The sequence below is a fragment of the Erythrobacter sp. BLCC-B19 genome, assembly GCF_028621955.1.
Lineage (GTDB): Bacteria > Pseudomonadota > Alphaproteobacteria > Sphingomonadales > Sphingomonadaceae > Erythrobacter.
Genome location: NZ_CP117516.1, coordinates 425,245 through 437,671, shown reverse-complemented (window position 1 = coordinate 437,671; position 12,427 = coordinate 425,245). Strand labels below are relative to the sequence as shown.

General features: G+C 64.7%; 12 protein-coding genes. 5 read left to right on the top strand and 7 right to left on the bottom strand.

What is annotated here, in order from left to right; translation table 11 throughout:
- The first annotated feature begins 209 nt into the window (after window positions 1-209).
- The 5 genes from PS060_RS01850 to PS060_RS01830 all read left to right on the top strand — a co-directional run bounded on the left by PS060_RS01850 (window position 210) and on the right by PS060_RS01830 (window position 6,642).
- Window positions 210-1,787, top strand: a complete 1,578-nt coding sequence (locus PS060_RS01850) for an MFS transporter (RefSeq protein ID WP_273985056.1) — start codon at window positions 210-212, stop codon at window positions 1,785-1,787.
- The gene (locus PS060_RS01845) at window positions 1,784-3,154 is read left to right on the top strand and encodes an alpha-amylase family glycosyl hydrolase (protein ID WP_273985054.1); all 1,371 of its coding nucleotides are present in this window, start codon (window positions 1,784-1,786) and stop codon (window positions 3,152-3,154) included. Before PS060_RS01850 ends, PS060_RS01845 begins: the two co-directional genes overlap by 4 nt.
- Before the next feature lie 38 nt (window positions 3,155-3,192).
- On the top strand, window positions 3,193-5,265 hold the full coding sequence (locus PS060_RS01840; RefSeq protein WP_273985053.1) for a glycoside hydrolase family 97 protein: 2,073 nt from the start codon (window positions 3,193-3,195) through the stop codon (window positions 5,263-5,265).
- 225 nt (window positions 5,266-5,490) lie between these two features.
- Entirely contained in the window at window positions 5,491-6,117 is a 627-nt protein-coding gene (locus PS060_RS01835; RefSeq protein WP_273985052.1) for a cytochrome b/b6 domain-containing protein, read from the top strand.
- Window positions 6,118-6,126: 9 nt separating this feature from the next.
- A complete protein-coding gene (locus PS060_RS01830; RefSeq protein ID WP_273985050.1) occupies window positions 6,127-6,642 on the top strand; it encodes a helix-turn-helix transcriptional regulator in 516 nt (171 codons plus the stop codon).
- A gap of 313 nt (window positions 6,643-6,955) precedes the next feature.
- On the opposite strand, the gene hemA is transcribed toward PS060_RS01830, so the two are convergent.
- The 7 genes from hemA to puhA are packed head-to-tail and all read right to left on the bottom strand — an operon-like array spanning window position 6,956 to window position 12,423.
- Entirely contained in the window at window positions 6,956-8,176 is a 1,221-nt protein-coding gene (gene hemA / locus PS060_RS01825; RefSeq protein ID WP_273986984.1) for a 5-aminolevulinate synthase, read from the bottom strand.
- 29 nt (window positions 8,177-8,205) lie between these two features.
- Complete coding sequence (puhE, locus tag PS060_RS01820; RefSeq protein WP_273985049.1) at window positions 8,206-9,000, bottom strand: putative photosynthetic complex assembly protein PuhE; 795 nt, start codon at window positions 8,998-9,000, stop codon at window positions 8,206-8,208.
- Complete coding sequence (gene acsF / locus PS060_RS01815; protein WP_273985047.1) at window positions 8,994-10,055, bottom strand: magnesium-protoporphyrin IX monomethyl ester (oxidative) cyclase; 1,062 nt, start codon at window positions 10,053-10,055, stop codon at window positions 8,994-8,996. The genes puhE and acsF overlap by 7 nt, the downstream gene beginning before the upstream one ends.
- Window positions 10,052-10,354: a hypothetical protein gene (locus PS060_RS01810; protein ID WP_273985046.1), complete on the bottom strand. Its 303-nt coding sequence runs from the start codon at window positions 10,352-10,354 to the stop codon at window positions 10,052-10,054. The genes acsF and PS060_RS01810 overlap by 4 nt, the downstream gene beginning before the upstream one ends.
- A gap of 1 nt (window position 10,355) precedes the next feature.
- Window positions 10,356-10,853: a photosynthetic complex assembly protein PuhC gene (gene puhC / locus PS060_RS01805; protein WP_273985045.1), complete on the bottom strand. Its 498-nt coding sequence runs from the start codon at window positions 10,851-10,853 to the stop codon at window positions 10,356-10,358.
- Entirely contained in the window at window positions 10,850-11,626 is a 777-nt protein-coding gene (puhB, locus tag PS060_RS01800) for a photosynthetic complex putative assembly protein PuhB (RefSeq protein ID WP_273985044.1), read from the bottom strand. Before puhB ends, puhC begins: the two co-directional genes overlap by 4 nt.
- Complete coding sequence (puhA, locus tag PS060_RS01795) at window positions 11,617-12,423, bottom strand: photosynthetic reaction center subunit H (RefSeq protein WP_273985043.1); 807 nt, start codon at window positions 12,421-12,423, stop codon at window positions 11,617-11,619. The genes puhB and puhA overlap by 10 nt, the downstream gene beginning before the upstream one ends.
- Window positions 12,424-12,427 lie beyond the last annotated feature (4 nt).

Below are 12,427 nucleotides of genomic sequence, written 5' to 3'. Positions count from 1 at the left end.
AAACCGATATAAATTTTGAGCCGCTACCTCGATATCGGGAAATTTTGACGCGGTAGCTGAAAGTTTCTTGCAAATTTTTGCAAGGCGTCCAGACTATGCGGCGGCCGCGCAAGCCATGAATGGACGCCAGATCCAGAGGGCTTAGCGCTTGGCAGCGCCGCGTCACGCCCGCGAGGCCGGGCGGCGGACGGGAGAGGGATGATACAAGCATGACGCATAGCGGCCAAAAGCCGAGCCTTGGCGCCGGCCAGATCTGGAACATGAGCTTCGGCTTTCTCGGAATCCAGATCGGCTTCGATCTCCAGAACGGCAATGTCAGCCGCATCTTCCAGACCTTGGGCGCCGAGGTCGATGAGCTGGCGATTCTGTGGATTGCCGCGCCGATGACCGGGCTGATCGTGCAGCCGATCATCGGCCACTTGTCCGACAAGACCTGGATGCGCTTTGGCAGCGGCTATGCGCGCCGCCGCCCCTATTTCCTCGTCGGCGCGCTGCTGGCGAGCCTTGCGCTGTTCATCATGCCCAATTCGCCTGCCCTCTGGATCGCGGCCGGCACGCTGTGGCTGATGGACGCCTCGCTCAATATCACGATGGAGCCGTTCCGCGCCTTCGTGGGCGACAATCTGCCCGATCGCCAGCGCACCATGGGCTATGCGATGCAGAGCTTCTTCATCGGTGCGGGTGCGGTGATTGCTGGCGCTTTGCCGTGGGTGATGACCAACTGGCTCGGCCTTTCCAATGTCGCGCCAGAAGGGCAGATCCCGCAGACGGTGCATTGGGCCTTCTACCTCGGCGGCGCGGCGCTGCTGGCCGCTGTCGCCTGGACGGTGCTGACAACGCGGGAGTATTCGCCCGAAGACCTCGCCCGGTTCGAGGACGCGCGCCGCGACGCGCTGGGCGCAGCCGGCACCGTGCCTGCCGCCACGCCGCGCAGCGCCGCACAATTCCGCGCCGGCGGGATCGGCTGGATCGCGGCAGGCGCAGTTCTTGCGGTATTCGTGATGGTCGCCCGCGGCGATCCCCGCCCGGCATTTCTGGGCGGAATCGAACTCGCCAAGGATCTCTATGTGCTCGCGGCATTGCTCGCCGGGTTCGGGGTGATCCAGCTGATCGCGGCGGCCTTGCGCGGGCAGGGCCGGGACGACAGCGGCTTCATGGAGGTCGTGTCCGATCTCTTCGCCATGCCCAAGACCATGCGCCAGCTGGCAGTGGTGCAGTTCTTCAGCTGGTTCGCGATGTTCGCGATGTGGATCTACGGAACGCCTGCGATTGCCGAATACCACTTCGCCTCGCCCGACCCTGCGACCCGCGGCTATCAGGATGCGGCCGACTGGTGGAGCCTGCTGGGATCGGTGCGCAACGGCCTTGCCGCTCTTGCCGCGCTCGGGTTCATTGTGGTTGCAGCGCGCTTCCACCGCTGCCGCCTGCACGCGGTCAACCTGCTGCTGGGCGCGGCGGGCTTTGCCGGGATGCTGCTGATCCGCGACCCGGGGCTGCTGTGGATCCCGATGGTCGGCATCGGCATCGCCTGGGCCTCGATCGTGTCGCTGCCCTATGCCATCCTGGCGGGCTGCGTTCCCGCGGAAAAGATGGGCATTTACATGGGGGTGTTCAACGTCTTCATCGTCGTGCCGCAGCTTCTGGCGGCAACGCTGCTGGGCTTTCTCGTGACCAACCTGTTCGGCGGCGCGCCGATCTATGCGATGGCGATTGCGGCGGTCAGCTTCGTGCTGGCGGCGGGCGCGACGCTGCTTGTCAGCGATGGTGAGGCGGCGGGGCAAGCATGATGCGCCTTGCCGCTGTGTTGCTCGCAACCACGCTCGCCGCCGCCGCCCCTGCGCTGGCCGCGCCTGACTACGCCCCGCGCGATGTGGTCGAGGTCAAGAACGCCGCGTGGACAGCGGATGCGGTGATCTACCAGATCAACACGCGCCAGTTCACGCCCGAGGGCACCTTTACCGCCGCGCAAAGGCAACTGCCGCGGCTCGCGCAGATGGGGGTCGACATCATCTGGCTGATGCCGATTCATCCCATCGGCGAGGCGAACCGCAAAGGCTCGCTCGGCAGCCCCTATGCCGTGCGCGACTATCGGGCGGTCAATCCCGAGCTGGGCACCGAGGCCGATTTCCGCGCCTTCGTGGACGAGGCGCATCGGTTGGGGCTGAAGGTGATCCTCGATTGGGTCGCCAACCATTCGGCCACGGACAACCCGCTCACGCAAAGCCATCCCGAATGGTACAGCCGCACGCCCGAGGGCGCGTTGATGAGCCCGGTCGGCACCGACTGGTCGGATGTTGCCGATTTCGATTACAGCCAGCCCGGCCTTCGCCGCTACATGACCGAGAGCCTCGCTTTCTGGGTGCGCGAATACGGGATCGATGGCTACCGCGCCGATGTGGCCGGATACGTCCCGACCGATTTCTGGGAGACGGCACGGGCCGAGCTGGACGCGATCAAGCCGGTCTTCATGCTGGCCGAATGGGAACAGCGCGATCTCCACGCCCGCGCCTTCGATGCGACCTATGGCTGGGGTTGGAAGGAGGCGATGCAGCGTCTCGTGAAGGACGGTAGCGGGGCGGGCGCAATGCGCGATTACTACGCCAAGCAGACCGAAACCTGGCCCCATGCGGCGATGCGCATAGTCTATACCGAGAACCACGACCAGAATTCGTGGGACGGGCCAGCGGCTGCGATCTACGGCCCGGCCTATGAGGCGGCGATTGCGCTGTCCTTCGTGGGTGGCGGGATGCCGCTGATCTATAACGGGCAGGAAGCGGGCAATAACCGGCAGCTCCAGTTCTTCGATCGCGACCCGATCGTCTGGAAGGAAGGCGAGCATTCGGCGCTGTTCCAGACGCTGATCGCGCTCAAGTCCAGCCACCCGGCGCTCCACAACGGGCGTTTCGGCGCGGGGATGATCGAGGTGCCGACAAGCGCCACCGCCGACGTCTATGCCTTCACCCGCGGCACGGGGGGCGAGCGGGTTTTCGCGGTGTTCAACCTCTCGCCCCGGCCGCAAGCTGTCACTTTCGCGCAGGCGCGCCACCACGGTGCCTACAACGACGCGCTGACCGGTGCCCCCGTCACCTTTGCAGGCGGCGAGACGCTCGAACTGCCCGCCTGGGGCTACCGGATCTACACGCAGACCAAGTGAAGCGGGCCGCCCCGATCGGCCTGCAAGGAGAGGGACGCATGACCAAGCACTGGAAACCGCTCGCGGCGCTCGCCGTGATCATGTGGGCTGCCGCGCCCGCTGCCGCCGAGACCCTGACGCTCGCTTCGCCCGATGGGCGGATTACCGTCACCGTCAAGGATGATGGCGGGCTGGCGACCTATGCGATCGCCTATGATGGCAAGCAGGTGATCGCCCCCTCCAAGCTCGGGATGCTGTTTGCCGAACATCACGGCTTCGAACGCGGTCTGGCCATCGCCGGATCGGCGCGCGCTGCCAAGGATACGACCTGGGAACAGCCCTGGGGCGAGCGCCGGTTGGTGCGCGACCAGCACAATGAACTCGCCGTCACCTTCAAGCCTGCCGACGGCCCCGACCGGCAGCTGGTGGTTCGCTTCCGCGCCTTCGACACCGGGATCGGCTTCCGATACGAGCTGCCCGAGCAAGCCGCGCTTGCAGGTGATGTCGCCATCACCGAAGAGCTGACCCAGTTCGGCGTCGGCGAGACAACCACGATGTGGTACACCCCGTCGGACGAGTTCAACCGCTACGAATACCTCACCCGCACCGCGCCTGCCGGCGAGGTCGACGATGCGCACACCCCCGCGACCTTCCGCAACGCCGACGGCATCTACTTCAGCATCCATGAAGCCGCGCTGGTCGACTATTCATCCATGTCGCTCGACCAGCTGCGTCCCGGCAATTTTGAGTCGAAGCTGCGCAATTGGACGGGCGGGCCCAAGGTCAAGACCAGGGCGCCCTTCACTTCGCCGTGGCGCACCATTCAGGTCGCGCCCAATGCCGTGGGCCTCATCAATTCCGACATCATCCTCAACCTCAACGAACCCAACAAACTGGGCGATGTGTCGTGGGTGGAGCCGGGCAAATATGTCGGCATCTGGTGGGCCATGCACATCAACGACCGCACCTGGGGCCGCGACCGGATCCACGGCGCGACAACGCAGGAAACCAAGCGCTACATCGATTTCGCCGCCAAGCACGGCTTTGCCGGCGTGCTGGTCGAAGGCTGGAACATCGGCTGGGACGGCGACTGGTACAATAATGGCGACCTGTTCGATTTCACCAAACCCATGCCCGATTACGACATCGAGGAACTGGGCAAATACGCACTCTCCAAGGGCGTGCGGATCATTGGCCACCACGAAACCTCGGCCAACATCACCAATTACGAAAACCAGTTGGGCGCGGCGATGGACCTCATGCAGAAGGTCGGCGTGCGGCAGGTCAAGACCGGCTATGTCGCCGACGCGGGCGATGCGGTGCGGATCGACGAGAACGGCATCCGCCGCTACGAATGGCACGACAGCCAGTTCATGGTGCGCCATCATCTCAAGGTCGTGACCGAGGCCGCCAAGCGCCAGATTGCGATCAACGCGCACGAGCCGGTCAAGGACACAGGGCTCCGCCGCACCTATCCCAACTGGATCGCCCGCGAAGGCGCGCGGGGGATGGAGTACAACGCCTGGGGCACGCCGCCCAACCCGCCCGAGCACGAGGCGATGCTGGCCTTCACCCGGATGCTGGCCGGCCCGATGGACTTCACCCCCGGCATCTTCGATCTGAAGCCCAACGAGCGCGCGCCCTTGCGCCCCGATATGCCGCGCGGCGATCCGTCGAACCGCCCGGAGACGACGCTCGCCAAGCAGCTTGCACTTTACGTGGTGCTCTATTCCCCGATCCAGATGGCCGCCGACCTTCCGGAGAATTACGAGGCGCGGATGGATGCCTTCCAGTTCATCAAGGATGTCGAAACCGACTGGGAAGAATCGATCGCGCTCGCAGGCGAGATCGGCGATTACGTCGCCTTCGCGCGCCAGGGGCGCAAGTCGAAGGAATGGTTCCTCGGCGCGGTGACGGATGAAACGGCGCGTGATCTGTCGGTGCCGCTGAGCTTCCTCGAAACGGGCCGGAAATACCGCGCCCAGATCTACCGCGACGGGCCGGATGCCGACTGGAAGACCAACCCCTATGCGATGGTTATCGAGGAGAAGACCGTCACCGGCGGCGACACCTTCGCCGTGCGGATGGCGCCGGGCGGCGGATTTGCGGTGCGGTTCATTCCGGTGGGGTAAAGGCAAGGCGTGGAATGTGATGGGGGGATGGCAGGCCGTCCGCCCCAGCAAACGGCTTCTGCCGGTCGGCAAACAATGCCTAAGCAGCCGCTTAGGCAGCCCCGGATAAGCAGATCGCCAATCGCGCCGCCGACCTTTCAGCGCCATTTGCGGCGGGTCAGCGGCTTGCTTTGTCGTCCCCCTTGATCAGGGCGGTCGCTGGCACCTTTTTGCAAAGGAAGCGCCATGACCGAAACGACCACGCCCGCCCGCCGCCGCTGGGATCCGATTGTCCGGATCACCCATTGGTCGATCGCCCTTGCCGTGCTGGCCAATGCGGTCGTCACCGAAGAAGGCTCCGGCCCGCATATATGGGTCGGCTATGGCCTGGCCGCGATCCTTGGCCTGCGGCTGTTGTGGGGTCTGGTCGGCCCTGCCGAGGCGCGCTTTAGTGCCTTCTGGCCCAGCCCGCGCAAGGCACTTGCCCACCTGCGCGATATCCGGACTGGCAAAGTGGTGCACCACACCTCGCATAATCCGCTCGGCGCGATGATGGTGTACGCGATCTGGGGTTGCCTGCTCACCATCATCGGCACCGGCATTGCCATGGCCGGGCCGCCTCCATGGAATGGCGCATCCGAGGCTGCCGAGTACCGCACCACGGCGGACGCTTCCAAAAGCCAGGAGGAAGCGGACGAAGAGGAAGGCGAGGAGGACGAAGGTGGGGAGGAAGAAGGCCCGCTCGGCGAAATCCACGAGACGGCTGCCAATCTGCTATATGTGCTGATCCTGCTCCACATCGGCGGGGTGATCTTCGAGACACGGCGCAGCGGCAAGCAGGTTCTTGTAGCGATGGCCCCGATCGGACGATAGGCACACAGCATGAATACAAGAGTGCGCAGCATCGAACGCAAGGCCACCGGGATCAGCATCCTTGTGGCCTTGCAGGCTTTGGCGTGTAGCTTCTTTCTCGCCGATCTTGTGGGCGACGTGGTGGCCGAAGGGATCGGCTGGCACCTTGTGATCGAAGGCATGGCGGCCATTGCCCTGTTGGCCGCGGTCGTGCTGGGGGCGTTGCAGGTGCGAAGCCTGATCGCCGCAGCCCGGCGCGACGAGACCGCGGTTGCGGCAGCGAAAGGCGCTCTTGCCGATCTGATTGCCTTGCGCTTCGCGGAATGGAAGCTCACCGCCGCCGAAGCTGACGTGGCACTCTTCGCGCTCAAGGGCTGCGATATTGCCGAGATCGCAGGATTGCGCGGCTCGGCGGCGGGCACGGTTCGCGCACAGCTTGCCCGCGTCTACGCCAAGGCGCAGGTCGATTCCCAATCAGGCCTGATCGCGCAGTTTCTCGAAGAGCTGATCGCCTTGCCCGATCGGGAGCCCAAGGGATCGGCCTGAAGCGGTCAAGCCGCCTGCCGCCCACGCGCCGCCAGTCGCACACCCTTTCGGTTTGCCGCTAGGGGACGCTTCGCGCTCTTTCCGACGCGGGGCAAAGGCACGCAATTGCGGGACGCTCCTTCACATCGTCATGGCTGGAGGGGGGCTGTGCCCGCCCGCTGAAGAGCGAAACCGCGGCGACAGACTGCCAACTTTGAATTCTTCGTCCGTGTCCCGCAATGCCCAACGCAAAGAGGGCGGCCGCCACCCCCATGGCGTCCGCCCTCACTCCCGTCCAAGGGAGAGCCGGTAGTCCTGTCAGTGAAGGGGTGCGTTAAGCAGCCTTTTCCATCCGGGCGAGCTCGCAATGCGACCAGATCTCGCTCAATGCCTTGATCAGCCGGTCGATGTCGCCATCCGAATGCACCGGCGAGGGCGTGACCCGCAGCCGTTCCGTGCCGACGGGGACGGTCGGGTAGTTGATCGGCTGCACATAGATGCCGTGGTTGTCCATCAGCCAGTCGCTGATCATCTTGCACTTCTTGGCGTCGCCAACCATCACCGGGATGATGTGGCTCGGGTTGTCGAGGTGCGGGATGCCCATGATGTCGAGGCTGCGGCGCACCTGCGCCACGCGCTTCTGCTGAAGCTCGCGCTCGGCGCTGCTGGTCTTGAGGTGGCGGATGCTTGCCGCCGCGCCCGCCGCGATGGCAGGGGGCAGGGCGGTCGAGAAGATGAAGCCGCTGGCAAAGCTGCGCACGAAATCGACGAGGTTGGCGCTCGCCGCAATATAGCCGCCCATCACCCCGAAGGCCTTGCCGAGCGTCCCTTCGATCACGGTAATCCGGTCCATCAGGCCTTCGCGCTCGGCGATCCCGCCGCCGCGCGGGCCGTAGAGGCCGACCGCATGGACTTCGTCGATATAGCTCATCGCGCCGTGCTTTTCGCACACGTCGAGGATGTCGGAGATGGGTGCGATGTCGCCGTCCATCGAATAGACGCTCTCAAAGGCGACCAGCTTGGGCACTTCGGGGCCATACATGGAGAGCAGTTCGTCGAGGTGCTCCGCGTCATTGTGGCGCCACACCTTGTAGGGCGCGCGGCTGTGGCGGATGCCTTCGATCATCGAGGCGTGGTTCAGCGCATCCGAGAACACGACGCAGCCCGGGATCTTGCTCGCCAGCGTGCCGAGGCCCGCCCAGTTCGAGACGTATCCGCTGGTAAACAGCAGGGCGGCTTCCTTGTTGTGGAGGTCGGCGAGCTCGGCTTCGAGTTCCACATGGTAGTGATTGGTGCCCGAGATATTGCGCGTGCCGCCCGCGCCCGCACCGCATTCGTCGAGGCAATTGTGCATCGCTTCGAGCACATCGGGGTGCTGGCCCATGCCGAGATAGTCGTTCGAGCACCACACCGTCACCGCCTGCGTCTCGTCGGCGATGAAGCGGGTGGCGTGGGGGAAGCGGCCGCGGTGGCGCTTGATATCGGTGAACACCCGGTAGCGGCCATCGGCGCGCACGGCGTCCAGCTCGCCGGCAAAAAAGGCTTCGAAATCCATGCGCATTCCCTCTGTCGTATTCATTGTCTTCAATCTCTTTGCGGTTCAGCCGCCGCGCGGCGCTTCGGCAAGGCCCAGCCCCACAGCATCCCGTCCCGGAAGGGCAGGGCCAGAAACAGGTGTTCGAGAACGCCCAGCAGCGCGAGCGTGGTGATCAGGCTTGCGCCAACCATTTCCGCGCTCCCCACCGGGGCGGCGAGCGCCAGCGCGGCTGCCCAGATCGTCACGCCCGTCAGCATCGCGACCGACATGATCAGCAGCCGCGTCATCCGGTTGGGGCCGAAATAGGTTTTCAGATAGGCGAGTTGCTCCGGCAGCATCTCGGCGGTCGAATTGGGGACGCCGACGAAAAGGTTGATCTTCGAAATGAGCCGCATGGCGAACATCAGCACGAATACTGTCGCACCGATCTGATTGGGTGCATTCCATGACAGTGAAATCAGCAGCAGCGCCGTCACCGCCAGCGCGACCTCGTGATGCATCACGGTCGCAGCGGCCTGCCGAAAGCGGGCGACGCCGCTGAGCCGCCGATCGGCTGGCCCCCGGCGCGGGCCGGCTGAAGCGCCGGTCAGGAAGGACAGCTCGTGCCAACCCCACACCATCAGTGCGCCGATGAAGGACAGGTATACCGCCCAGACCTCGGCCGAAAGCGAGGAGCCAAGGATCACCAGCAGCCCGGCGATGCCCGCGGCGCTGCCGATCATCAGGCTGCGGCTGAAGGTGGCGCGTTCACGGTTGTCGGCCCAGGCAATCAGCCCGGTCGCGACAAACCAGATCGCCACCGTCACGATGAACGGCACAATATGGCCACTCCAGCTTACCATGCCGGTTGCAACCGGATCGAACGGGGGAGGGTGTTCGCCTTGGGGCGCTGGAGGTACATCCGCGCAAAGGCAAGCCCTGCGCCCGCCATGCCTGATGCACGCGCGATCATCCCGCCGATTCCGCCACGCGCCTTGCCGTCTTCGATGCGGGCGGCGGCGAGCCGCAGCTTTTCCATCTGGCGGCGGAAAGCGGGGCTGTCGATATCGAGTTCGACCGGGAAGACCTGCCGGGCGATCTGGTTGCAGATCGCGAAGACCTTGTAATCATACTCGGTCGGATCGACGCCCAATGCGGCGTGGAACACCGGCCGGTTGTGATCGCGCACATACATGGTCGCGTAAACCGAGAGCAGGAAGAAGCGCACCCACAGCTTGTTGGCGCCTTCGAGCAGCTTGGGGTCCGCGCGCAGCAGCATGGCAAAGGCCTCGCCGTGGCGGAACTCGTCGTTGCACCATTCCTCGAACCAGTCGAAGATCGGGTGGAACTTGTGCTGCGGGTTGCGCGCAAGGTGGCGGAAGATCGTGATGTAGCGCGCATAGCCGATCTTCTCCGACAGGTAGACCGCGTAGAAGATGAACTTCGGCTTGAAGTAGGTGTATTTCTTGGTCTTGGTCAGATAGCCCAAGTCCACCCCGATCCCTGCATCCTTGAGGCTTTCGTTGATGAAGCCGGCATGGCGGCTTTCATCGCGCGCGAGCAGGCGGAAGAGCTGCTTCACGTCCGGGTTCTTGGTGCGCCGCGCGATCTCGGCATAGAGCACGCAGCCCGAGAACTCGCTGGTCATCGAGCTCACCATGAAATCGGTGAATTCCCGCCGCAGCGCCGGCTCCAGCCCCTCGATCACGCCCTTGAAGCTGTCATTGTGCTTGAAGTGGAGCTTGTTGGGATCGCCCACCATGTCGGCGATCAGCTGGTCCCATTCGGCGCGCACGGGGGTGACGTCGATCGCATCCAGCGCGTCGTAATCGGTAGTGTAGAAACGCGGGGTCAGCATCGTGTCCTGCGTCGCGATCGCCATCGCCTCTTCGCTGGTCATCGGCTTGTAGGCGTTCATTTGATCCTCCCGGCGTTGAAGCTGACTTCGTAGAGTTCGCTGAGGTCGAAATAGGCGGCGAGCTTGGTGAGGCTGCGCTTCAGCGGGCTGGCGCGGGTCACGGTGGCGCGGCGCTCGAACACCTCGCGGGTGCCGAAAGGGATCGCGATGGGGGCGCCGTGGACGCGCACCTTGTCACCCGGTTCGATGGCGATGTCGCCGTCCAGTTCGACATGGGCGTGGAAGTGCTCCGAACTCTGTTCGACCGTGACGGTGCACGGCGTCTCGAAACTGGTGGTGGCAAGGAAAGCGAGAGCCATGTCAGCGCGCGTCCTTGTCCGTGGTTCTGGCCGGCAGCAGATCGGCATAGACGGCCTGGTTCATCGACCCAAAGGCGGTGATCTCGATGTTCACCCCGGTTTCGGGATCGCGCAGCGTCAGCTCGCCGTTTTCCCAGCGCGTCAGAGTAAAGGGCACCTCGGGGCCGATGTTGCGGATGCGGCGCTGGTGGACGAGGCTGCGCACGCTGGCGCGAATGAAGCCCCCTTCACCCTGGCCGTGGCGGGCCAGCACTTCACCGGTTACGCCGTCCTCGATCCGCACGGTGCCATCGGCCTCGTCGAAGAACTTGAGGGTGCGCTCTTGCGCCGGCTCGACCCCGGCAGCAGCGCGCGCCTCGGTCGGGACGGACTGGCGCGGGAGAAAGCCCAGCGTCACCGAGGCGGTGAGCAGCACCGAAATCGCGATCATCCCGCCCATCAGGTAAAGCGGCACCTTGTGGACGGTGACTTCGTCCTTCTCGTACTCGCGAACGATCATGCCGGTGCTCCTTCCAGACCCGCATCGCCGAGGTGGCGGGACGGGGCGATGCGGCCGGATGAACCGGCAACCTGAGGCTCGGTGTGGCCGGAAGCCGGGGTGGCTTCCTTGATCTCAGTCAAATTCCGGGCGATCGCGCCATATTGCGCACGGGTGGCGGCGATCAGCTGGGCGAGGCTCGCCGCTTCGGGCACCGCGCGCAGCATCGGCTGCGGACGGGCGTAGTGCCAGGGGCGGACATGAGGCCACAAAAGCGCGACGCCGAGCATCCGTTCACCCGCCAGATCGAAGGCGATATCGCCGAAGCCGCTCTTGCCGTGGAGGCGCAGATTGGCGGCGGTGACCTGCTTCAGCGGCACGTTGATCCGCGTCTCGATCGCCATGCCGATGCGCATGATCAGGCGCGTGTCGGTGAGGATGTAGAGCGTGCTGCGCGCGCTCGCCCAGGCGAGGGCATAAAGCAGCGCGACCAGCACCACGCCGAGGCCAGCCGCGACGATGGCGGCGGTCTCGTTGCCGATCGCAACCGCGATCACGGCCAGCGCAGCCATGTAGAACCCGAGCTTGTGGGCATGGAACGCCGTGCGGGCCAAGAGGCCGATGGCCGGACGGCCCTTCCACAGCACCTTCTCGTTCGCGGCGGGCGTGCCCATCCGGTCACCGAAGGCCTTGGGCCCGTCATTCTCGAGTGCGGCATGATCGAGCCCGTCAGGCAGCGGCGTTGCCGCCGCTGCCACAGGGTTCGTCAGGCCGGCGGGATCGTTCAGATCCATGCCTCTGCCCTTTCCGGTGTTGCATACATATAGCCGCCGCCAAAGTAGGCCTGGATGCGGTCTTCCTCGAAGCGTGTGATGACCCCAGCGGTCTCGAGCGCAGGCACATCCTCGAACTGTGCGGCGGTGATCGCGTCGATCTCGACATACTTGGGCTCGTCGCTGGTGATCGGCAGGATCGCCGCCAGCAGGCTGTTGCCATGCACCACGGCAACCATCATCGGGGCGAGCACCTTCTTGCCGCTAGTGGTCTCGACTTCGAGATAGCGGATGATGTGCTCGGCCTGATCGACCCAGATGTCGCTGACCTTGCCGGCGGTGACGCCATCGGCAGCCACCACCGGATAGCCGATCAGCTGCGGATCATTGGGCGAAACGATGAGCTCGTGGCTATCGCCGATCGGCACGATGCGCGGGCGACCGTCGAAGGTGACATCGGGATACTTGGCGCGGTTGGCATAGGCAGCCGGGCCCATGCCGTCCTTCATCGGATCGCCGGTCGGCACCCAGGGGGCACCAGCCGCCTTGAAGGCCTGCACACCGGCAACCTTCACATCATCGCGCGCGACGTCTTCAGGCGTGTAGGTGCCGCGGCCGTTGGGCAGGTTGAAGGTCTTCTTGCCAGCATCGAACAGGCTACCGGGGTGAACCCTGCCGGTTTCCTCATCCTCAAGCGGGTAGCCTTCGCGGCGGCTTTCGCGGTTGAGGTAGAAGACCAGTGCGACAAAAAAGCCGAAAAACAGCAGGAAAGCGAGTTCGGCAGCATCGAATGAGCCGACGATATAGGCAGCGTTCATTTCA

What these genes read in the sequence shown, in the direction of transcription:
- PS060_RS01850 (WP_273985056.1), top strand. Translation starts at nt 210, where the DNA reads ATGACGCATAGCGGCCAAAAGCCGAGCCTTGGCGCCGGCCAGATCTGG.
- PS060_RS01845 (WP_273985054.1), top strand. Translation starts at nt 1,784, where the DNA reads ATGATGCGCCTTGCCGCTGTGTTGCTCGCAACCACGCTCGCCGCCGCC.
- PS060_RS01840 (WP_273985053.1), top strand. Translation starts at nt 3,193, where the DNA reads ATGACCAAGCACTGGAAACCGCTCGCGGCGCTCGCCGTGATCATGTGG.
- PS060_RS01835 (WP_273985052.1), top strand. Translation starts at nt 5,491, where the DNA reads ATGACCGAAACGACCACGCCCGCCCGCCGCCGCTGGGATCCGATTGTC.
- PS060_RS01830 (WP_273985050.1), top strand. Translation starts at nt 6,127, where the DNA reads ATGAATACAAGAGTGCGCAGCATCGAACGCAAGGCCACCGGGATCAGC.
- hemA (WP_273986984.1), bottom strand. Translation starts at nt 8,176, where the DNA reads ATGGATTTCGAAGCCTTTTTTGCCGGCGAGCTGGACGCCGTGCGCGCC.
- puhE (WP_273985049.1), bottom strand. Translation starts at nt 9,000, where the DNA reads ATGGTAAGCTGGAGTGGCCATATTGTGCCGTTCATCGTGACGGTGGCG.
- acsF (WP_273985047.1), bottom strand. Translation starts at nt 10,055, where the DNA reads ATGAACGCCTACAAGCCGATGACCAGCGAAGAGGCGATGGCGATCGCG.
- PS060_RS01810 (WP_273985046.1), bottom strand. Translation starts at nt 10,354, where the DNA reads ATGGCTCTCGCTTTCCTTGCCACCACCAGTTTCGAGACGCCGTGCACC.
- puhC (WP_273985045.1), bottom strand. Translation starts at nt 10,853, where the DNA reads ATGATCGTTCGCGAGTACGAGAAGGACGAAGTCACCGTCCACAAGGTG.
- puhB (WP_273985044.1), bottom strand. Translation starts at nt 11,626, where the DNA reads ATGGATCTGAACGATCCCGCCGGCCTGACGAACCCTGTGGCAGCGGCG.
- puhA (WP_273985043.1), bottom strand. Translation starts at nt 12,423, where the DNA reads ATGAACGCTGCCTATATCGTCGGCTCATTCGATGCTGCCGAACTCGCT.